At 57.2% G+C, this 22,367-nt stretch carries 17 protein-coding genes; 3 read left to right on the plus strand and 14 right to left on the minus strand.

The window, feature by feature from the left end; genetic code table 11:
• Position 1: 1 nt before the first annotated feature.
• The 4 genes from NAT21_RS08980 to NAT21_RS08995 all read right to left on the minus strand — a co-directional run bounded on the left by NAT21_RS08980 (position 2) and on the right by NAT21_RS08995 (position 5,101).
• Positions 2-784, minus strand: a complete 783-nt coding sequence (locus tag NAT21_RS08980) for a Na(+)-translocating NADH-quinone reductase subunit C (protein WP_250937512.1) — start codon at positions 782-784, stop codon at positions 2-4.
• A complete protein-coding gene (locus NAT21_RS08985; protein WP_250937515.1) occupies positions 784-2,019 on the minus strand; it encodes an NADH:ubiquinone reductase (Na(+)-transporting) subunit B in 1,236 nt (411 codons plus the stop codon). The genes NAT21_RS08980 and NAT21_RS08985 overlap by 1 nt, the downstream gene beginning before the upstream one ends.
• Before the next feature lie 3 nt (positions 2,020-2,022).
• A complete protein-coding gene (locus NAT21_RS08990; protein WP_250937517.1) occupies positions 2,023-3,369 on the minus strand; it encodes a Na(+)-translocating NADH-quinone reductase subunit A in 1,347 nt (448 codons plus the stop codon).
• Between the two features lie 286 nt (positions 3,370-3,655).
• Positions 3,656-5,101, minus strand: a complete 1,446-nt coding sequence (locus tag NAT21_RS08995) for a glyceraldehyde-3-phosphate dehydrogenase (RefSeq protein WP_250937519.1) — start codon at positions 5,099-5,101, stop codon at positions 3,656-3,658.
• Positions 5,102-5,571: 470 nt separating this feature from the next.
• On the opposite strand from NAT21_RS08995, the gene mfd reads away from it, so the two are divergent.
• Entirely contained in the window at positions 5,572-9,042 is a 3,471-nt protein-coding gene (gene mfd / locus NAT21_RS09000; RefSeq protein ID WP_250937521.1) for a transcription-repair coupling factor, read from the plus strand.
• A 78-nt stretch (positions 9,043-9,120) separates the two neighbouring features.
• Here the strand turns inward: mfd and NAT21_RS09005 are convergent, their stop codons facing one another.
• The 5 genes from NAT21_RS09005 to NAT21_RS09025 are packed head-to-tail and all read right to left on the minus strand — an operon-like array spanning position 9,121 to position 13,458.
• Positions 9,121-9,876 carry an S-methyl-5'-thioinosine phosphorylase gene (locus NAT21_RS09005; protein ID WP_250937523.1) on the minus strand — a complete coding sequence of 252 codons (756 nt, stop codon included), beginning with the start codon at positions 9,874-9,876 and terminating at the stop codon, positions 9,121-9,123.
• A gap of 26 nt (positions 9,877-9,902) precedes the next feature.
• A complete protein-coding gene (locus tag NAT21_RS09010; protein WP_407658241.1) occupies positions 9,903-10,487 on the minus strand; it encodes a hypoxanthine-guanine phosphoribosyltransferase in 585 nt (194 codons plus the stop codon).
• Positions 10,480-11,733 (minus strand): mechanosensitive ion channel family protein, encoded by a 1,254-nt coding sequence (locus NAT21_RS09015; RefSeq protein WP_250937525.1) that lies wholly within the window; start codon positions 11,731-11,733, stop codon positions 10,480-10,482. Before NAT21_RS09015 ends, NAT21_RS09010 begins: the two co-directional genes overlap by 8 nt.
• Before the next feature lie 25 nt (positions 11,734-11,758).
• Positions 11,759-12,796: a beta-N-acetylhexosaminidase gene (gene nagZ / locus NAT21_RS09020; protein ID WP_250937527.1), complete on the minus strand. Its 1,038-nt coding sequence runs from the start codon at positions 12,794-12,796 to the stop codon at positions 11,759-11,761.
• A complete protein-coding gene (locus NAT21_RS09025) occupies positions 12,793-13,458 on the minus strand; it encodes a TetR/AcrR family transcriptional regulator (RefSeq protein WP_250937529.1) in 666 nt (221 codons plus the stop codon). Before NAT21_RS09025 ends, nagZ begins: the two co-directional genes overlap by 4 nt.
• A 98-nt stretch (positions 13,459-13,556) precedes the next feature.
• Between NAT21_RS09025 and lexA the strand changes: the two genes are divergently transcribed.
• Positions 13,557-14,186, plus strand: coding sequence for a transcriptional repressor LexA (gene lexA / locus NAT21_RS09030; RefSeq protein WP_250937531.1), 630 nt, complete (start codon positions 13,557-13,559; stop codon positions 14,184-14,186).
• Positions 14,187-14,256: 70 nt separating this feature from the next.
• On the opposite strand, the gene NAT21_RS09035 is transcribed toward lexA, so the two are convergent.
• Complete coding sequence (locus tag NAT21_RS09035; protein WP_250937532.1) at positions 14,257-15,477, minus strand: argininosuccinate synthase; 1,221 nt, start codon at positions 15,475-15,477, stop codon at positions 14,257-14,259.
• A 221-nt stretch (positions 15,478-15,698) separates the two neighbouring features.
• On the opposite strand from NAT21_RS09035, the gene rnt reads away from it, so the two are divergent.
• Positions 15,699-16,367, plus strand: a complete 669-nt coding sequence (gene rnt / locus NAT21_RS09040; protein WP_250937533.1) for a ribonuclease T — start codon at positions 15,699-15,701, stop codon at positions 16,365-16,367.
• Between the two features lie 121 nt (positions 16,368-16,488).
• On the opposite strand, the gene rpsA is transcribed toward rnt, so the two are convergent.
• From rpsA to pheA, 4 genes are all read right to left on the minus strand, one after another.
• The gene (gene rpsA / locus NAT21_RS09045) at positions 16,489-18,177 is read right to left on the minus strand and encodes a 30S ribosomal protein S1 (protein WP_250937534.1); all 1,689 of its coding nucleotides are present in this window, start codon (positions 18,175-18,177) and stop codon (positions 16,489-16,491) included.
• A 177-nt stretch (positions 18,178-18,354) separates the two neighbouring features.
• Positions 18,355-19,029 (minus strand): (d)CMP kinase, encoded by a 675-nt coding sequence (cmk, locus tag NAT21_RS09050; protein WP_250937535.1) that lies wholly within the window; start codon positions 19,027-19,029, stop codon positions 18,355-18,357.
• Positions 19,029-21,257, minus strand: a complete 2,229-nt coding sequence (locus NAT21_RS09055; protein ID WP_350355167.1) for a bifunctional prephenate dehydrogenase/3-phosphoshikimate 1-carboxyvinyltransferase — start codon at positions 21,255-21,257, stop codon at positions 19,029-19,031. Before NAT21_RS09055 ends, cmk begins: the two co-directional genes overlap by 1 nt.
• Positions 21,254-22,366: a prephenate dehydratase gene (pheA, locus tag NAT21_RS09060; protein WP_250937536.1), complete on the minus strand. Its 1,113-nt coding sequence runs from the start codon at positions 22,364-22,366 to the stop codon at positions 21,254-21,256. Before pheA ends, NAT21_RS09055 begins: the two co-directional genes overlap by 4 nt.
• Between the last annotated feature and the right edge of the window lies 1 nt (position 22,367).

Below are 22,367 nucleotides of genomic sequence, written 5' to 3' on the forward strand. Positions count from 1 at the left end.
ATTATGCTCCTTGAGACGGATCACGAAAACGTGACAGGTAGTTGGCAAATCCTTGATCGCCCAGCCAGAACTGCAATAGCTGAGTTACACCACGGCTTGTCAGTGTGGCACCGGACAGGGCATCCACCTTGTTTTCGGCATTGGGCGTCTGCGCGTCGACGCCGCCCTTCACCAGACGAATAACAGGCGTCATGCTCTGATCAGCATAGACCTGCTTGCCATCCCAGAGGGCTTTCCACTTGGGGTTGTCAACCTCTCCTCCAAGCCCGGGAGTTTCACCCTGCTGGTAAAAGGACAGACCCACGATCGTGTTGCCATCGCCCTTGAGGGCCAGATAACCGTACATGATGGACCACAGCCCCTGGCCACGCACGGGAAGGATGATCTGATCCGGCCTGGCCGGATCGCCCACCAGATACACGGTGGCAAAGTTTTCGCGACGACCGATACCGGCCGGATCATTCCCGCCCAGTGAACGGGATGTCGCCGGATCAGCGGCTGCCGCGAACTGATCAAAGGTCTCCGGATCAAACTTGTCGGAGTATTTGCCCGTATCCAGATTTACAACACGGGGAGTAATGTGACTGAACTGCTCCGCCACGCTATCACCCGGCTTGTAGAGCTCGGCCACCTGCAAAATATTGGTCTTCCGATCAAGTTCCTGGTTGGTCTGCTGGATCGGTCGCAGCGCAACGGCCGCGGCCGATACCACTACCGAACATACAACGCACAGGGAAAACGCCACAATCAGCGTTTTCTTGATGGAGTTGTTATTACTGGCCATCAGGCTGTCTCCTTACCGGCTGTCGCAGTAGCAAGCCGCTTCTGACGACGCTTGACGTTGGCCTGAACCACAAAATGGTCCATCAGAGGGGCGAACAGGTTGGCAAACAGGATTGCCAGCATCATGCCTTCAGGGAAGGCCGGGTTCACCACACGGATCAGCACCACCATGATGCCAATCAGAGCACCGAAGGCGAGCTTGCCCTTGTTGGTCATCGACGCCGATACCGGGTCTGTTGCCATGAAAATCATGCCGAAGGCAAAACCACCGATTACCAGGTGCCAGTACCAGGGCAGTACAAACATCGGATTGGTTTGCGAACCAATCAGGTTGAACAGCGTGGCTGTCAGTACCATACCCAGAAACACGCCCAGAATGATCCGCCAGGAAGCAATGCGGGTCCACAGCAGAACCGCCCCACCGATCAGAATCATCAGTGTGGAAGTCTCGCCCATCGAGCCCTGAATGAAACCGAAAAAGGCATCACTCCAGCTCATCTGCTGCTGCAGCTGTGCCATACCACCCTGAGCCGCCGTGGAAAGTGCAGTCGCACCGGAGTATCCATCGACACCGGGCACCCAGACAGAGTCACCAGACATCTGAGCCGGATAGGCAAAGTAGAGAAAGGCACGGCCTGTCAGCGCCGGATTGAGGAAGTTTTTGCCTGTACCGCCAAAGACTTCCTTGCCAATGACCACACCAAAGGTAATCCCCAGTGCCACCTGCCACAGCGGCGTTGTCGCCGGCAGCGTCAATGCAAACAGCACTGACGTTACAAAGAAGCCTTCGTTGATTTCATGGCCGCGCTTGACGGCAAACAGTACTTCCCAGAAACCACCTACCGCAAAGGTAATGAAATAGATCGGGATGAAATAGGTGGCGCCGAGCACGAAGTTGGCCCAGATACTTTCCGGATCGTGCCCACCGGCCAGTGACATCGTGACCGCGTCACGCCAGCCCGACAGCGCCGAGACGCCCTCGGTCAGCAGTGCTGTATTGGCCTGAAGTCCGGCGTTGTACATGCCGAAGAACATGGCCGGAAACGTACACATCCACATCGTGATCATGATGCGCTTGAGGTCAATCCCGTCACGCAGATGAGAAGTTGACCGCGTTACGCTGGGTGGCGAGTAGAAAATGGTATCTACCGCTTCATACAGCGCATAGAACTTTTCGTACCGGCCACCACTATGGAAATGAGGCTCGACCTTGTCGAGAACCTGTCGAATGCCCATTTATTAAGCCTCTTTCTCAATTGTCGCGAGATTGTCACGCAGAATGGGTCCGTACTCGTACTTGCCGGGGCATACGTAAGTGCACAGGGCGAGATCTTCTTCATCCAGCTCAAGACATCCCAGCTCCATGGCCGATTCGATATCCCCGACGATCAGCGAGCGAAGCAGCTGGGTCGGCAGAATATCAAGCGGCATGACGGTTTCGTAGGCACCTACCGGTACCATGGCGCGCTCGGAACCATTGGTGTTGGTAGTAGGCCGGTAATCTTTCAGCCCGGTAATGCGGGACATGTATATGCCCAGTACGGAGTGACGCTTGGCACCCGGTGACAGCCAGCCCATGAAGCTGTGCTTGTCGCCCTCTTCGATCAGGGATGCCTGGGTATGAAAACGTCCCAGATAATGCTCGGCGCCGCGCGCAGTACGACCACCAAAGACAGACCCCGAGATCACCCGCGTATCATCCGGCTTGATGATTTCACCCTGCAGCAATTCCTCAAGGCTCGCTCCCAGGCAGGTACGTATCAGACGGGGCTTCTCGGCACGCGGGCCACCAATGGCAATAACCCGTTCGCTGTTCAGCACACCACCATGAAACAGCTCACCGATGGCAATCACATCCTGATACCCGATATGCCAGACCTGTCGATTCAGGCCAACCGGAGAAAGAAAGTGAATATGTGTTCCCGGCAACCCGGCAGGATGCTTGCCGCCAAAGGAGGCATAGGACACATCCTTCTCGTCTTCACCGGTTCGACCGTCAGGCGCCTTGCAGACGATAACGCGCCCTGAGGTCAACCGCTTGAGAACGCGCAGCCCTCGCTTGAAGGCACCGGCACGTTCATCAATGATCACACTCGGATCAGCCGAGAGCGGATGCGTATCCATGGCGGTCACGAAAATATCGGCCGGCTCGGAGGTTAACGCAGGCACACGCGAGAATGGACGGGTACGGAAGGCCGTCCACAGACCGGATGCCACCAGTTGCTCTACGGCCGCATCCCGAGACAGGGAGGCAAGCTGGTCATCACTGTAGGCAGTGAATTGTACCGGCTCCATTCCCTGGTCCTTGCGGATGACCACAGACAACAGGCGCCGTTTTTCTCCGCGGTTGATTGCCACGACCTCACCCGAGGCAGGGGCGGTATACATGACGCCGTCGGTTTTCTTGTCCGAAAAGAGCGCCTGACCCAATGCGACCTTATCGCCTTCACGTACCAGCATGGTGGGCTTCATGCCCACATAGTCACTGCCGAGAATTGCTACGTGACGGACATCACGACCGGTCTCGATGCGCTGCTCCGGCGCACCGGCGATCGGGAGGTCCAAGCCTCGCTTGACTTCAATCATAGTCTCGCTCAATTGTCGGTTCTGATTTTTGTGCACGGTATAGCGGGAGGAAAGCATGCTCGAAAAGCACTGTCACAGATAATCACACCCGGCGCTGGCGCGGATGAAACCCGATATCGTTGTTAATCAGATGGTTGTTGCGAAGACCCGAGATAAACGAGCCCGATAAAAACCGGATTATTATAAAGAGGGAACGCTCGAAAGGCTATCAATCCCTAAACCGGGTTACAAACACAAAAGCCCTTTTAGACTAAAGTCTAAAAGGGCTTGCACCTGAAAGGTATGATCAGGCAGGCAGCTCGATCAACTTCTGGCAGGCCATGCGCTGAACAAGGCGCGTTACCTGACAGCTGTAACCGTACTCATTGTCGTACCACACATACAGCACGATCTGGCGCCCTTCCGCGATGGTAGCCTCGCCATCGACAATCCCGGCATGCCGATTACCGACAAAATCCGATGACACTACTTCCGGTGAGCACACGTAATCGATCTGGTGGCCCAGCGATGAGTGGATGGAAATATCGCGAAGGTAGTCGTTGAGTTCGGCCCGATCGGTTTCGCTGGTCAAGGTAAGATTAAGAATGGCCAGCGATACATTGGGGGTTGGCACACGAATGGCATTGCCGGTCAGCTTGCCATCAAGCTCGGGCAGCGCCTTGACAACCGCCTTGGCTGCACCGGTTTCAGTGATGACCATGTTAAGTGCAGCACTGCGCCCGCGTCGCTCGGCCTTGTGAAAATTATCGATCAGGTTCTGGTCATTGGTGTAGGAATGCACCGTCTCAACATGACCATGCTCGATCCCGAAACGATCATTCAGCACCTTGAGCACCGGTGTAATCGCGTTGGTCGTGCATGAGGCCGCCGAGATGATGTCATCACCGTCAGTCACGCTGTCATCATTGATACCCATGACGATGTTCTTGAGATCGCCCTTGCCCGGCGCCGTCAGCAGCACCTTCGCTACACCCCTGGCTTCAAGATGCTGCGCCAGTCCATCGCGATCACGCCACTTGCCGGTGTTGTCCACGACAATGGCATCATTAATGCCGTAATCCGTGTAGTCGATGGAGGACGGCGAGTCGGCATAGATTACCTGCACTCGATGTCCATTGACGATCAGCGCATTGCTGTCTTCATCCAGAGCAATCGTGCCCTGAAACGGGCCATGAACAGAATCACGGCGCAGCAGGCTGGCACGCTTTTCAAGGTCACCTCCGGCGCCACGTACCACGATGGCTCGCAGGCGCATCTGGCTGGCATCACCGGTTTCAATAATGATACGTGCCAAAAGGCGCCCGATGCGGCCGAACCCGTACAGCACCACATCCTGCGGCGACTGGCCCTTGCGCGCTTCAGCGTCATGGCGACCAACGACCGGTGCAAGCTGCTGTTTCAGGAATGCCAACGGGTCGCTGGCCCCTTCACGCTTGAAACGAACGGCCAGCTTCCCCAGATCGATCTCGGCAGGACCAGGCGCCAGCTCGAGCAGACGCTTGACCAGCGGGAACGTATCGCGCACGGTCAGCTCGGTGCCTTCCACCTTGCGAACAAAGCGGTGATCCTTGAGGATCCGAATGACTGATTGGTGGGCCAGGGGGCGTCCATAAATCACCGGAATAACCTGGTATTCGCGATACAACCTTCCCAGCAGAGGAATCATTTCCTCGGCCAGTGCCTCATTTGACTGCCAGACCTGAAAGCACTGGTCATCCGGTCCACGACTCATGGCTTGCCTCTCCTGAAATATGAATTCTCTCTCTCGACACCTGTTCTCGCCTGAAGCGCTTATAACCCAGGGTTATAGCCTGCTTGTGAACGCAGCATTGGCTCCAGCAGCGCCCCGCATGGGCGGAACGCAAAAAAACGTGGAAAACAAGCAACGGGCGCATTATCCGTATTCGTTATAACGGCGACAACCACGGCGTAGTCGACCCCGGTGTAACACGACTACACGAGAGCCCCTACAACAGCGCCCTGCAAGGCCCCTTCGACGGCACTTCAGTCACTGAACTACAAGAATCCTTCAGCCTCGGAGCCGGACCATACCGGGCATTTACGCCGGAAGAACTGCCCCTGTCGCTCTTCTACCTTTAAACTACACTCCAGCGTCTCCACGTTATGTCCTGCTGTCCGCGCCCGGTGTCGGCACAAAAGGCTTCAATCGTTCACGCACACAGTCAAGGCGGTTATTTCCTCGTGACAGATATCACCTACAGTCCGTTTTCTCCCCCGTGTCCTGCCTCACGGGACAAGACCTGCTACTGGGGCCCGCTTGATGGCAGTGCCAGTGCCCTTGCGCTATTTCACTGGGCAGCCCGACACCCCGGGCCTTCCGTCGTCATTGCCCCGGATACCGCCACTGCCCAGCAGCTTGAAAACAACCTGCGGTTCTATGCCGGTCATGACGCTGCCATCACCCTGTTTCCGGACTGGGAAACGCTGCCTTATGACAGCTTTTCGCCGCATCAGGACATTGTGTCCGCCCGACTCAAGCTATTGAATCAGTTACAGGTCGGCTTTGATGGCATAGTCATTGTGGCTGCCAACACCCTGATGCAGCGGCTGCCTCCTACCGGTTACGTCGCCATTCAGGCCATGACCCTGACCCAGGGACAGACGCTGGACCGCGAGCATTTTCGCCACCAGCTTCACAAGGCCGGCTATCGCGCGGTTGAAACCGTCTACGAGCCGGGTGAATACGCCTTCCGCGGCGCCATTATTGACCTCTATCCGGTCGGGAGCGAGGCACCTCTGCGCATTGATCTATTCGACAATGACATCGACACGCTACGCACCTTCGATCCGGACACCCAGCGCTCCATCGACAAGGTGGAGCAGGTTGCCCTGCTGCCTGCCCATGAGTACCCGCTGACTACGGAAGCCATTGCCAGATTCCGAGAACAGTTCGAGACCCGCTTTGATGTCGACCCGCGGCAATGCCCGCTTTATGTAGATGCTCTGCGCGGCATACCGGCCCCGGGACTTGAGCAGTACCTGCCCCTGTTTTTCGAACAGACATCCATGCTGTTTGACCACCTGCCGGCCGACACACCGGTAGCCCTGCTTGATGGTGTCTTTCAGGCCGCAGAAGCCCACTGGCACTCCATCACCTCACGCTTTGAAAACCTGGGAGTGGATCCGACGCGCCCTCTCCTGCCACCCGCCGACCAGTTCGTGCCGGTAGCTGAGCTTTTCAAGCTCATCAATGAGCGTCCACGGGTGCAGATGACATCGGCAGAACACCCTCATGCCCAATTCTTTGCGACACGCGCCCTTCCGAACGTCGCCATTGATGGACGCAGCACTCAGCCCCTGAAGGCTCTGCAGGAGGCCCTGGCTGCCCACCCCGACCAACGCGTCCTGCTGGTTACCGAATCCCTCGGGCGCCAGGAAGTCCTTCAGGAAACCCTGACACCCCTCAAACGCTCGATCGTTAATGTATCAGGATGGCAGGACTTTCTGGCCTCGGATGCATCACTGGCCATGACCCATGGCTCACTGGACACCGGCACCTGGATCGACGGAGCGTCCTCGCTTCTGGTATTGAGCGAGACCGAACTGTTCGGGGACATTGTCCGTCAATCCCGACGCCGGGAGCGTGTCACTGATGACAACGAAATGGCCGTGCGCCACCTTTCCGAGTTGCAGGAAGGCTCACCGGTAGTACACCAGCAACACGGAGTAGGGCGCTACCTGGGGCTTGAAACGATCACCACCGGCGGACAGCAGGCAGAGTTTCTGACGCTGATGTATGCCAATGAGGCCCGCCTGTACGTGCCGGTAGACCACCTTCATCTGATTTCACGCTATTCAGGCGCCAGTGATGACAGCGCGCCACTGAACAAGCTGGGTTCGGAGCAATGGAGCAAGGCACGACGCAAGGCGGCCGAGCGCATCCGTGATACCGCCGCAGAGCTACTCGACGTCTATGCGCGGCGTGAAGCCCGCGAAGGCTATGCCTGTCAGCCGCCGGGCGAGGAATATGCCCGCTTTGCAGCCAACTTTGCCTTCGAGGAAACGCCGGATCAGCGCCATGCCATTCACTGCGTTATCGATGACATGACCGCCCCGAAACCCATGGACAGGGTGGTATGTGGCGATGTGGGATTCGGAAAAACCGAAGTGGCCATGCGCGCCGCGTTCCTGGCAGTCCACTCCGGGCGCCAGGTCGCGGTACTGGTGCCAACCACCCTTCTGGCACAGCAGCATTACGACTCGTTCATCAACCGATTTGCCGAAACAGCGATCAATATCGAGCTGATTTCACGCTTCACCACCGGCAAGACCCTGAAAAATACCTTTGAACGCATCAATGAAGGGCGCGCTGATATCGTAATCGGCACACATCGTCTGCTGGGCCGTGACCTGAACTTCGATAACCTTGGCCTGGTCATCATTGATGAAGAACACCGCTTCGGGGTATCCCAAAAGGAACGCCTCAAACAGCTGCGCGCCGAAGTCGACATTCTGACCCTCACCGCCACCCCCATCCCCAGGACCTTGTCCATGGCGATGAGTGGCATGCGTGACATGTCGATCATTGCCACCCCCCCGGCCCGGCGCCTGTCGGTCAAGACTTTTGTTCAGCAGCGTAATGAAGGAATCCTGAAGGAAGCGATCCTCCGCGAACTACTGCGTGGCGGTCAGGTATATTACCTTCATAACGAAGTCAAGAGCATCGAGACCACCGCAGAAAAACTGCGTGAACTCATACCTGAAGCTCGTATCGGCGTAGCCCACGGCCAGATGGCCGAACGCCAGCTTGAACACGCCATGTCCGGGTTCTATCACAAGCGGTTCAATATCCTGATCTGCTCAACCATCATCGAAACCGGCATTGATGTACCCTCCGCCAATACCATCATCATCGAACGCGCCGACAAGTTCGGCCTGGCGCAGCTGCACCAGTTGCGGGGGCGCGTAGGCCGCTCGCATCACCAGGCCTACGCCTACCTTCTGACCCCTCCTCCTCGACAGATGACATCGGATGCCAAAAAGCGCCTGGAAGCAATTTCCCAGGCCGAGGATCTGGGCGCCGGATTTACTCTGGCCAGCCACGACCTTGAAATACGAGGCGCCGGCGAGCTGCTGGGAGATGAGCAAAGCGGCCAGATCGAAACCATCGGATATACACTGTATATGGAAATGCTTGATCAGGCCGTATCCGCGATCAAGGCAGGCAAGACACCCAATATCGAGCAGCCCCTCAATGACGGGGTGGATATCAACCTGAACGTTCAGGCATTACTGCCAAACGACTACATGCACGATGTGTCTCAGCGCCTGATGATGTACAAGCGCATCAGCAACGCGCGCAACGATGCCGAATTGCGCGAACTACAGGTAGAGCTGGTTGACCGATTCGGATTATTGCCGGAGTCAGCCAAGCACCTGTTCCGGCAGGCAGCACTTCGTCCACGGGCCGAGCGGCTCGGCATTACGCGCATCGATGCCTCGGAACGGGGCGGCCGACTGCAGTTCAGCCCTCATACCGAGGTGGACCCCATGACGCTGGTCAGCCTGATCCAGAAAAACCCATTGATCTACAAGTTTGATGGCGCCAGCACCCTGCGCTTTGAACAGGATCTGAACACGGCTGAAGCCCGCTTCAATGCCGTGGAAGCCCTGCTGAAGCACCTGAATGCCAAATCGGCGGCTTCGGCCTGATGGCCTGTGACCACCAGCCGACATGCGGTACAAAAAAGCCCGGCCAACAGGCCGGGCTTTTTCACGAAGGTATATCAATCACGATTCAAGGTCAGGTGCATCCGAGCAGACCAGAAGATGCTCCAGAAGCCCTCGCGCCTGAACCATGGCGCCTTCAAGAGCGGCCTCGATCTCGGCCATGGTGATTTCGGCATCCGTGACGCCCGCAGCAGGATTGACCACCAGAGAAAGACAGGCATATTCCAGTGCCAACTCACGTGCCAGCGCCGCTTCCGGCATACCGGTCATGCCCACCAGCGTACATCCATCGCGAGCAAGACGACTGATTTCAGCGGCTGTCTCAAGTCGCGGCCCCTGAGTTGCGCCGTAAATACCACCATCCACTACGGATAGCCCCTGATCACGCCCGGCCTGCAGCAGCGCCTCACGCAGCCCGGCGCTGTAAGGCCATGAAAAATCAATATGTTTCAACGGCTTGAAGCGCCCATCAAAGAAGGTAGCTTCACGATCATGGGTATAATCCACCAACTGGTCAGGCACCACCAGTGTGCCGGGCGCCAACAGCGGATCAATTCCACCCACCGCATTGACACCTACAACACGGGTAGCCCCGGCCTGCTTCAGGGCCCATAGATTGGCACGGTAGTTGATGCGATGCGGCGGCAGCTTGTGAGGATGGCCGTGACGCGCGATGAACAACACGTCACGCCCGTTAAGCCGGCCATGGGTTACTCCGTTGGAGGCAGTGCCCAGCGGTGTTTCACTTGAGAAATGTCCAACAATATCAAGGCCCGGCATTTCCGTAAGCCCGGTACCACCAATGATGGCCAGCATGACGTTTTCCTGTAGCAGCGTGGGGCTTACATCCCCTTGGGTGCAAAAATGCCCGGCGCGTTACGCCAGTAGCCCTTGTAATCCATTCCAAATCCGAACACATAGCGGTCTTCGACTTCAAGCCCGCAGAAATCCGCCTTGAGCCCGGGCACCGCCTTCCTGTCATGGCGCTTGTCAACCAGCACGGCGCTGGACACACTGCGCGCTCCGGCCTCATGGCAGTACTTGAGAATGGCGGCCAGCGTGGTCCCCTCATCCAGAATGTCATCGACAATCACCACGTGACGCCCGGACATGGGGACTTCAGGCGAGACACGCCAGAACAGCTCCCCCCCCCGGGTACGACCGCGATAGCGCGTCGCGTGCAGGTAATCCACCTCAAGGGGAAACCCGAGCCGCGTCAGCAGATGACCGGTCGTGATCAGCCCGCCATTCATGACACAGTAAAAGACCGGCAGCTTGTCACCCAGCTGCTGCTCAAGCTGCTGCGCCATGCTGTCCAGAGCGGCTTCCAGCTGTGATTGAGTCACAAGACAGTCCGACTGCTCCATCAGGGTACGCATGTCCATGTAATGACGTTCATGGTCCGGGGTAAGATCGTTATCAGGCATCATCGGCATCTTGCTGTGAAGTGGTCGAATCATCCGGCGCCTCGCTGCCCTGCCCGCCACGCTGGCGATCACGAGGGGAAGAAGAAGGCGCGGATGGTGTAGAACCGGCCATCTTACTTGAATCGGAACGCTCAGGCATCTCGACAGCCACATTCGAGGCCATCTGAATCCTTGAAACAGGCAGCGCCAGCGCTGCACCATGCTCCTCGACAATATCACGCACCTTCAGCAGGACATGCTGCTTGATTTCGTGATAATGCTGCCAGTCCGTTATCTCGGTGAGCGCATACACCATGATGTCCAGCGAGTAGGGGCCAAAGCCGGTGAGCTTGACCGTGATCACGTCATTGCGATCAATGCCGTCCAGGTTATTAAGCATCTCATCGATGTCATGTGTAATGGCATCCACCACGCCGGCATCCTCGTAACGGATGCTCAGGGTTTCCCAGATCCGCCGATTGGTCATCCGACTGGGATTTTCAACCACGACCTGGCTGAAAATTGCGTTGGGAACATACAACAGCGGCCCGGGAAAGGTTTTTATCCGGGTCAAACGCCACCCGATGTCCTCGACCACCCCTTCGATGTCACGATCCGGCGAGCGTATCCAGTCTCCCACCTTGAAGGGACGGTCCACATGCACCACCATGCCGCCAAAAAAGTTGGCCAGCAGGTCCCGTGCGGCAAAACCTGCCACCAGCCCACCAAACCCGCCAAAGGCCAGCACCCCGGAAATCGACACACCCAGCACATTCAGCGCACACAGTACCAGTATGGTCAGAAGCACTGCGCCAAATATCTTGGTCAACGCATCAGTGGTGGTTTTTTCCAGCGCTCGGCCCTTGCTGTTACCGGGGGGAAATACCATGCGCCGCTCGATGCGCCCGATAAATCGCCAGCCAAGCCAACCGATCAGCACCAGCGTCAGCAACTTGCTGACCATGGGCGCACGCTCGGTCAGCCAGCTCTGGTCAAAGTGAAGCCCCACGGTCATGACAATGATGGTTAATCCCACCAGCCATACCCATGCGCGCAGCGGCGCACGCACAGCGGCCACCAGCACATCGTCCCAACGATTGGGGGTGGCTTTCAGGCGACGCTCAAGGGGCTTGAGCGACAGCCAGAATACAAGGTCCACCAGTATGGTCAGCCCCAGCGCGATCAGCGGCGTAACAAGCCAGTCCGGCACTCCTACCTTGTCTATCCAGCCCCGGAGCTCGTTGATTATCGAAAAGAAACCATCCATGCCATCCATCCCGCCTGCTCAAGCATTAGTGTTGTCTCTCGGCGAGCTCGCACATGGCAGCCAACCGCGCATGAATCTTGCGCCATCGACCAAGGGCTTCCAGCGCCTCCAGCGAAGGGCGGGCCCGGCCGAACCGTAGACGGGACAGACCACGACCGCCCAGCTCACGCCCCTCGAAGCCGGCAACCGCCTGGCGAGCGCCGTCAGGATCATTGCATATCAGTACCATGTCACAACCTGCTGCCAGTGCCATTTCCGCGCGTGCCAGCGGTGTACCAGCGCCGTGCGCCCCTTTCATGGACAAATCATCGGAAATCACCACACCCTTGAACCCCAGGCTTTCCCGTAAAAGCCCCAGCCAGCTTGGCGAAAATCCGGCGGGCCGGTCATCAAATGCCGGATAACAGACGTGTGCCGGCATGATGGCGGTCAAATGCGGCGCCAGATGCCTGAAAGGCACCAGATCGATGGACTCGATTTCCTTGAAGGACCGATCATCTACCGGCAGGGTCAAATGGGAATCCAGTGCTACATGACCATGCCCCGGAAAATGCTTGCCGACACTGGCCATACCGGCTTCACGCAACCCTTCGATGAAGGCTCCGGCCAGCGCAGCCACCATATCGGGGTCATCGGAAAAGGCGCGGTTGCCGATGGCCGGGCACCGGTCGCTGTCAACGTCCAGAACCGGCGCGAAGGAAAAATCAACCCCGACAGCGGCCATTTCCATACCAAGCAGCCAACCGGTATCACGCGCCACACTCACCGCTACAGTTTGCCCTTCCCGTTGTGCAAGCTGCCCGAAACCTGCCATGGGCGGCAAACGGGTAACCCCCGTCACCAGCCGTTGAACTCGCCCCCCCTCCTGATCAATGGCAATCAGAAGTGCCGGATTGACCTGTCGAATCGAGGCACACAGCTCACGCACCTGAAAGGCGTCATCAATATTTCGAGAAAAGAGGATGACACCCGCCACTGCCGGCGAGGCCAGTAGCGTCGCCTCCTCGTCAGTCAACTGCGTACCGGCGATATCGAGCATGACCGGGCCAATGGATAACGTCATAAGGAAGTCTCTTGAGAAAAGGGGCTAATGGCTGCGGAGTCCGTAGAAGGTGCCTGCAGAGTGGCCAGCACCATTGGCCGAACCTGGCCGGCCAGAGCACGTACGGGCATATGGCCGGTTTCACCGGGATGCATGCCGCGCAGAGTATCCAGACTGGACAGGGTAAACACGATCGATCCCAGTAGAAAATGCAGGCGCCAGAATCGATCTTCACGCCGCAGCCTCGGAGTTGCCTGTGTAACCAGATCAATGAAGTCGGCAAACAGTGGACGATAATGATCCTGCAGGTACTCGCGCAGATTCGGTTGATGGCGGGTATAGGCCATTCCCAGCAACTTCATGAACACGCGAAGATCACCGTGAGATGAGGAGGTGTTGAGCGCGCAGTGAATCAGGGTATCTATCAGCACATCCAGAGACGGCGGCGAATCAGCTTTCAAACGCTCCAGAGCGGCGCCAAACAACTCGGCGAACGGATCGAAATGGCGCGCAAAGACCGCTTGGATAAGGGCCGTCTTGGAACCAAAATGATAATTCACTGCCGCCAGATTAACGTCGGCCTTGCGCGTGATCACACGCAACGAGGTTTCGGTAAACCCGTGCTCCACAAAGAGCGCCTCGGCGGCATCGAGGATCCGCTCCGAAGTAGTTGTCTGCTCCATATGTTCTTTTCCGTCCTGTCACCCTTGAATGTTGCTTGGCAGAGCGTAAAGGACTGGATAAAATCACAGGCTGTACACCCTTTCAATATGGAGTTTCCATGGCACGCCCGCTGACTGCGCGACAACAGGAAGTGTACGACTTTATAAGGCGAACACTCCAGGAGTATGGCTACCCGCCCACTCGAGCAGAAATTGCACGGGCGCTGGGCTTTCGTTCCGCCAATGCCGCGGAAGAACATCTTCGCGCCCTGCAGAAAAAGGGTGCCATCGACATGATTCCGGGTACGTCTCGCGGTATTCGCCTGCCGCAGACCGAGGACACGGCCGAGAGCGGCCTTCCGGTCATCGGCGAAGTGGCCGCTGGCTCACCGATTCTGGCAGAGGCCCATATCGACCGCTACTGCCCCCTGCCGGCAAATTACTTCAGTCCCGGCGCAGACTACCTTCTTCGTGTCCGCGGCCTGTCAATGAAGGATATCGGCATCCTGGACGGTGATTTACTGGCGGTTCATCGTACCAGCGAAGCACGAAATGGCCAGATCGTTGTGGCCCGCATCGACGATGAAGTCACCGTCAAGCGTCTGGATCGGCGCGACGACACAGTGTATCTCCTGGCCGAGAACACTGATTTCGACCCCATCTGCATCGATCCGACAACCCACAGCTTTTCCATTGAAGGAATCGGTGTTGGCATCATCAGAGGCGGTGAGAATGGTGGGCTGCACTGACCTGCCCTTGCCGACTGCATAAAAAAGCCTCCCTTCCGGGAGGCTTTTTTTACACAGGGCATACCACGACTCAGTCAGTGTCACGGCCGCGTGAAGCGGCAATGCGCAGACGCAGGGCATTGAGCTTGATAAAGCCCTCAGCATCCTTCTGGTCATAGGCACCGGCATCATCTTCGAAGGTGGCAATCGAGGCGTCGAACAGGGAGTCGTCCGATTTTCGGCCAGCCACGATCACATTCCCCTTGTAGAGCTTGAGGCGAACCACACCGTTGACTACCTTCTGCGTTTCATCGATTGCAGCCTGCAGCATTTTTCGCTCCGGGCTCCACCAGTAACCGTTGTAGATCACCTCGGCGTAACGCGGCATCAGCTCATCCTTCAGATGCGCCGCTTCACGGTCCAGCGTCAGAGACTCGATGGCCCGATGAGCACGAAGCATGATGGTGCCTCCCGGTGTCTCATAGCAGCCACGTGATTTCATGCCAACATAGCGGTTTTCAACGATATCAAGGCGGCCGATGCCGTTTTCGCCACCGACCCGGTTCAGCCAGGACAGCACTTCATGCGCCTTCATCGGCTGACCATCGATGGCCACAATGTCACCGTGCTCGTAGGTAAGCTCGACATAGGTCGGCGTGTCCGGTGCCGCTTCCGGACTGACGCTCCAGCGCCACATGTCTTCTTCTGCTTCCTCCCACGGATCTTCCAGATTGCCACCCTCGTAAGAGATGTGCAGCAGATTGGCATCCATGGAATAAGGTGACTTCTTCTTGTTCTTGGCAAAATCAACCGGGATATCATGCTCTTCGCAATACCCCATCAGCTTTTCGCGCGAATTCAGATCCCACTCACGCCAGGGCGCAATGACCTTGACGCCAGGCTTGAGGGCATAGGCACCCAACTCGAAACGCACCTGATCGTTGCCCTTGCCGGTCGCACCGTGTGAAATGGCATCGGCACCGGTTTCATTGGCAATTTCAATCAGACGACGCGCAATCAACGGGCGGGCGATGGACGTACCCAGCAGGTACTCGCCCTCGTAGATGGTGTTGGCGCGAAACATCGGGTATACATAATCGCGCACAAAGACTTCACGCAGATCCTCGATGTAGATTTCCTTCACGCCCAATGCTTCAGCCTTGGCCCTGGCCGGCTCTACTTCCTCGCCCTGCCCCAGATCGGCAGTGAAGGTCACCACTTCACAGTCATAGGTTTCCTGCAACCATTTGACAATTACCGAAGTGTCCAATCCACCTGAATAGGCAAGAACGACCTTCTTCACATCGGACATGCTTTTCTCCTCGTTGATGATGAAGCTCACGAAAATAGCGTATCGCTTTATTACGCGCAGGCGCCAGTTTCAATGATTATAACGTCCCTCTCCCGTGGCGAACACCGCTTCTGCCTACGCACGTGAGACGGCCCCATGATCACCTGTTACACTTTGCACTAACCCATTTCACTTCACGTTTCATGTGTGTGCCCAGCGCGGCCTCCCAGTAAGGATACTTTATGACCGATGCCAGCCCGGCAGCTTTAATGGCTCGTCGTTTTCGTGGCTTCCTGCCGGTGGTAATGGACCTCGAAACAGGTGGCTTCAACTCGAAAACAGATGCCATTCTCGAGATTGCGGCCACCACCCTGACCATGGATGACCAGGGCAACCTGATGCCCGACGAAACATGGGCATTTCATATCACGCCCTTTGAGGGCGCCAATATCGAACAGGCCGCTCTTGATTTCACCGGCATTCAGCTGGACAGCCCGTTTCGAAAGGACATTGCCGTCAGTGAAAAGGAAGCGCTCGATGCACTGGTCAAGCCTGTACGCAAGGCCATTAAGTCACATAACTGCACACGAGCCATTCTGGTAGGTCATAATGCCGCCTTCGATCACGGCTTTTTAAATGCCGCTATCGAACGCCAGGGACTCAAACGCAATCCCTTTCATCCCTTCTCGAGCTTCGACACGGCTACTCTGGGTGGCTTCGTGTACGGCCAGACGGTTCTGGCACGCGCCTGTCGCGCTGCAGGTATTCCCTTTGACAGCCAGTCAGCTCATTCCGCCCGATACGATACAGAGCGTACTGCCGACCTTTTCTGCGCCATGGTCAATCGGTTCAAGGACCTTGGCGGATGGGAACAGGCACTCACTGAACAGCGTATGGATGACGAAGGCTGATACCGCCACGGACCTATGGTTACCATGGTTATGCCGAGCCACAGACCGATTCTGACACAATCAAGCAGACATAAAAAAAGCCGCCCCGAAGGGCGGCTTTTTAGCGGCAGTCATTCCCTGATCAGGAATCCTGCTCCATCTGCTGCTTGATCAGATCGCCGATGGTAGTCGGGCCTGATGCTGTATCAGCAGTGCTGTCCTGATCACGCATGGTACGCATGGTCTTGCGCGTATCAGACTGATCCTTCGCCTTGACAGACAGGTTGATGACGCGGTTCTTGCGGTCAACGTTAACGATACGTGCTTCGACGCTATCGCCTTCGTTCAGCACATTACGTGCGTCTTCAACACGGTCAGCGCTGATTTCAGAAGCCTTCAGCACTGCAACAACATCAGTTGCCAGCTCGACAAGCGCTTCCTTGGCATCAACTTCAACAACGCGACCCGTTACGAGAGCGCCCTTGTCGTTCACGGCCAGGTACTCGGATACCGGATCGCTTTCCATCTGCTTGATGCCAAGAGAGATACGCTCACGCTCGGGATCGATGGACAGGATGAGTGCTTCAGCTTCATCACCCTTCTTGTAGTTGCGAACCGCTTCTTCACCCGTCTCGGACCAGGAAATGTCGGAGAGGTGAACAAGACCGTCGATGCCACCGTCCAGACCGATGAAGATACCGAAATCAGTAATGGACTTGATGGTACCAGTGACGCGATCGCCCTTGTTGAAGTGCGTGTTGAACTCTTCCCAGGGGTTCGGCGTGCACTGCTTGATACCCAAGGAAATACGACGACGCTCTTCATCGATATCAAGAACCATGACACCTACGTCATCACCGACCTGAACAACCTTGGACGGATGAATGTTCTTGTTGGTCCAGTCCATTTCGGATACGTGAACCAGACCTTCAACGCCTTCTTCCAGCTCGGCAAAGCAGCCGTAGTCGGTCAGATTGGTGACGCGTGCTTCAACACGTGTACCTTCCGGATAGCGCGCCTTGATGTTGACCCACGGATCTTCACCCAGCTGCTTGAGACCCAGGGAAACACGGTTACGCTCACGATCGAACTTCAGCACCTTGACGTTGATTTCATCACCAACGGCAACGATTTCGCTCGGATGCTTGATACGCTTCCAGGCCATGTCGGTAATGTGCAGGAGGCCATCAACACCACCCAGATCAACAAAGGCGCCGTAGTCAGTCAGGTTCTTGACGATACCATTGATCTGCTGGCCTTCCTGAAGGGTAGCGAGAAGCGCTTCACGCTCTGCACTGTTTTCAGCTTCCAGAACCGCACGACGTGATACAACGACGTTGTTGCGCTTCGGATCAAGCTTGATGACCTTGAACTCAAGTTCCTTGTTTTCAAGGTGAGTCGTGTCACGAACCGGACGAACATCTACCAGTGAACCCGGCAGGAAGGCACGGATGGAATTGACGTCGACAGTGAAACCGCCCTTGACCTTGCCATTGATGATGCCCTTGACGACAGCATCATCCTCGAACGCAGCTTCAAGCTCTTTCCAGGCTTCAGCGCGCTTGGCTTTTTCGCGGGACAGACGAGTCTCGCCGAAACCGTCTTCAACGGCTTCCAGAGCGACCTTGACTTCATCGCCCACACTAATTGTCAGTTCACCATTGTCGTTTTTGAACTGAGCAGCCGGAATCTGGCCTTCGGATTTCAGACCGGCGTTAACCGTGATCCAGTCACCGTCAACATCAACCACTGTAGCCATGACAATGGCACCGGGTTCCATGTTGATGTCCTGAAGGGACTGCTCAAATAGTTCAGCAAAACTTTCGCTCATGATGTTCCTATGTCTCAACGTGAAGCGGCATTAACCGCCTGCTCTCCGCACCACCAGCAAGCACGGGCCAGTATAAAATCCCCGGGAGTGTTAGCGCTGGTTAGACGTGAACATGTTTTCTGATACGTACATGCTCACCCCATGACACTGTACCGGGGCCTTCGAACAAGGTAGGCGTTACGTCAGTTGCCGCGCCTGGGCAAGGCTCATGACGTGTGACACGACATCCTCGATGGAACTCGACGTGGTATCCAGGACGATGGCATCTTCAGCCGGCACCAGTGGTGACGTACTGCGTTCCATGTCCCGGGCATCACGCGTTTGAATCTCTTTCAGAAGATCGGGCAGGCTAGCATGTATGCCTGCCTCCTGCAACTGACGCCACCGGCGCTGCGCCCGCTCATCGGCGCTGGCGGTCAGGAATATCTTGAGTGCCGCCGTCGGGAAAACCACGGTCCCCATGTCGCGCCCGTCGGCTACCAGCCCCGGTGACATGGCGAAATGACGCTGACGATCCAGCAGGGCCTGCCGAACCGATGGCAGGGAAGCCACACGGGAGGCATCACCTCCTGCCTGCTCGGTTCGAATCGCACAACTGACATCTTCGCCACCGAGCAGGACACGAGTGGTAGCCTCCTCCGGCTCAAAGGCAATATCGAGAGCCCGAGCGAGCTCAGCTACCCGACCCTCATTATCCAGCGCCACCCCCTGCCGGCGACAGGACAGCGCGGCAAGCCGGTAGATGGCACCGGAATCCAGCAAATGCCAGCCAAGTGCTTCGGCCACAAGGCGGCTGATAGTGCCCTTGCCCGCACCGCCTGGCCCATCGAGCGTAATAACCGGGTAGCTCATTACGCCTCCTCGGCCTGCACACGCATCCCGATGGATGCTGACAGCGACAGAAAATCCGGAAAGGACGTCGCAACGTTTGCGCAGTCATGAATCGTGATGGCTTCACTGGCGCAAAGTGCGGCCACGCTGAACGCCATGGCAATACGATGATCTCCCAGGCTATCTACCGTACCCCCGCCATACTGACCGCCAACAATATCGATACCATCTTCCAGTACCGTATGCTCAATACCCAGCACGGCCATCCCATCAGCCATGGCCTGGATACGGTCCGACTCCTTGACCCTAAGCTCTTCGGCGCCGCGCAGACGTGTTTTACCTTCCGCATTGGCAGCGGCGATAAACAGAACAGGGAACTCATCAATGGCCAGAGGAACCTGATTCGGGTCGATATCAACACCCTTGAGTGGCGCGTAGCGAACATGAATATCTGCTACCGGCTCACCCCCGACTTCCCGTTCATTTTCAAGACGCAGGTCAGCACCCATCGCCTGAAGAATGGCAATCACACCGGTACGCGTAGGATTCACACCAACGTGTTCCAGCACAAGATCTGCGCCAGGAGTAATGGACGCCGCCACCAGGAAAAAGGCAGCAGATGAGATATCTGCCGGCACATCAATCGGCCCACCGGTCATGCGACCACCACCTGCAAGGCGCGCCTCATTGCCGCTGCGCTCTACCGGATAGCCAAACCCGTTAAGCATCCTTTCCGTATGGTCGCGAGTCGGGGCTGGCTCGCGCACCCGGGTCTCACCTTCGGCATACATACCTGCCAGCAGAATGCAGGATTTGACCTGTGCGCTTGCCATGGGCAAATCGTAATCCAGCCTTTGAAGCACCTGCCCCCCCTTGATACGCAGCGGCGGCCGATCACCCTCGCTCGCCTCGATGTGTGCTCCCATCAGACGCAGCGGATCAACCACCCGCCCCATGGGGCGACGTGTCAGCGAAGCGTCACCGGTCAGCTCGGTATCAAATGCCTGGCCAGCCAGCAGACCGGCAAAAAGACGCATGGCGGTTCCCGAATTTCCTACATACAACGCGCCAGCCGGCGCCTGAAGGCCATGCATACCCACACCATGAATCACGACGCGACCATCATGAGGCCCTTCAATCACCACACCCATTTCGCGAAATGCCTGCAGCGTGGCCAGGCTGTCCTCGCCCTCGAGAAACCCGTCGACCTCGGTAACACCGTCAGCCAGCGCCCCAAGCATGATGGACCGATGAGACATCGATTTGTCGCCCGGTACGCGAATACGGCCCTGCACATGACCGCCAGCGCTCGCACGATAGGTAATATTGCGTTGTTCCATTGACTGATAGCTCGCTTGATTCAACAACGTTTCAAAATAATGTCGCGCATGGCTCGCCCGTGAGAAGGCCCCCAGCATGGCATCATCATCGTCCGCCTCGATCGCCTGACGAAGCCGTGACACTCCCTGCTCAAACTCATCGAGCGCGCCCAGCACTGCTGTCTTGTTGGCCCTGAACACATCACGCCACATCACCGGGTCACTACCGGCAATTCGAGTAAAATCGCGAAATCCGCCCGCGGCATAACGGAAGATGTCCAGTCGCTCATCCTGGCGCGCCAGCGTATCCACCAGCGAGAATGCCAGTAGATGCGGCAGATGACTGGTACGGGCAAGCACATCATCGTGGCGCTCAACGCCCATCTCGAGCACATCCGCCCCCAGCCGTTGCCACAACGCATGTACTCTGGCCAGCGCCGAACGACAGCTATCTGCCTCTGGTGTCACAATAACCTTGTGACGCTCAAAGAGGCCTGCCTGCGCCGCCGTCACGCCACTGCGCTCGGACCCGGCAATGGGGTGCCCCAGTATCATGTTCGGCGGTATATATCCAAACACCCGCGCCACCGACTGTCGCACGGCCTGCTTGGTACTACCGACATCCGTTACAACCAGATCATCGCGCCATAACGGAGCCATGGCTTCCAGCACGGATTCAATGGCAAGCACCGGCACGGCAATAACCACCAGCGTTGCCTGGGGAATCAGCTCATCAAGCGGTCCACTGCCATCGATGATCCCCATCGACAGACCGGTCTGAACATCAGCCTCGCGCCGGTCACTTGCCAGCACGCGCCCACCAAAACCGACAGCCTTCAGACCGGCCGCCACCGAAGCCCCCATCAGTCCCAGCCCGATGACAAGCACGGTTTCCCGGTCGAGTGCACTCGCTGGCACAAAGGCTGTCACAACACCCCCACCGGATAGGACCCCAGCACCTTGAGTTCGGCAGCACAGGCCTGAGCCTCATCCAGAGCAGCCCGGACCTTTTCATCATTCTGGTGCCCCTTGAAGTCTATGAAAAAGACATAGCTCCAGGCGCCATTGCGGGAAGGCCGACTCTCGAGACGAGTCATGTCGATGCCATGGCGCTGGAAAGGCTCCAGCAGATCATGCAGTACACCGGGCTTGTTCCGCATCGCGGCCACAATGGATGTCTTGTCGTCACCGCTCGGTGGTACATCGTGGGTTCCGATGATCAGGAAACGGGTTGAATTGTCCGGCTGGTCCTCGATCTTTTCAGCTACCCGCTCAAGCCCGTAGCGTTTGGCCGCCATGTCTCCGGCGATGGCGGCACTATGCCATTCGCTTTTCACCAGGCGCGCGGCTTCAGCATTGGACGACACGGCAATACGCTCGGCGTGCGGATAATGAGCATCAAGCCATTTACGGCATTGAGCGAGCGACTGGCTGTGCGAGTAAATACGAGAGATCTGATCCCGCCGCGTACGTTCGGAAACCAGCAGATGCTGGTGAATCCGCAGAACGACTTCACCGTTGATCTTGAGCGATGGCGAGGCAGCCATGAACGAGTCCAGCGTGTGGCTGACGATACCTTCAGTGGAGTTTTCCACCGGCACGACCCCGTAATGGGTCGCACCAGCCTCAACCTCACGGAAGACTTCATCGATGGCATTGGTGGACACATGCACTGCACTGCCCCCGAAGTGTTTCAGGGCAGCCTGCTCGGTAAAGGTACCTTCCGGCCCCAGATAAGCCACGCGCACCGGCTGCTCAAGCGCCAGACAGGACGACATGATTTCGCGGAAAAGGCGCGCCATTTCCTCGTTGCTGAGCGGCCCCTGGTTGAGCTCCATGATCCGACGCAACACTCCTGCTTCCCGCTCGGGACGATAAAAGATGGCATCGGGGTTTTCAGCCAGCTTGACGTTGGCCACGTCCTGCGCACAGCGGGCGCGCTCACTGATCAGATTCAGAATATCCTGATCGAGCCGATCAATACGCTGCCGAAGCGTGTCCAGCGTCTCGCTATCCTGTGAAGGCATGTGATCCGACATA

This window comes from Larsenimonas rhizosphaerae (assembly GCF_023700005.1).
Taxonomy (GTDB): domain Bacteria; phylum Pseudomonadota; class Gammaproteobacteria; order Pseudomonadales; family Halomonadaceae; genus Larsenimonas; species Larsenimonas rhizosphaerae.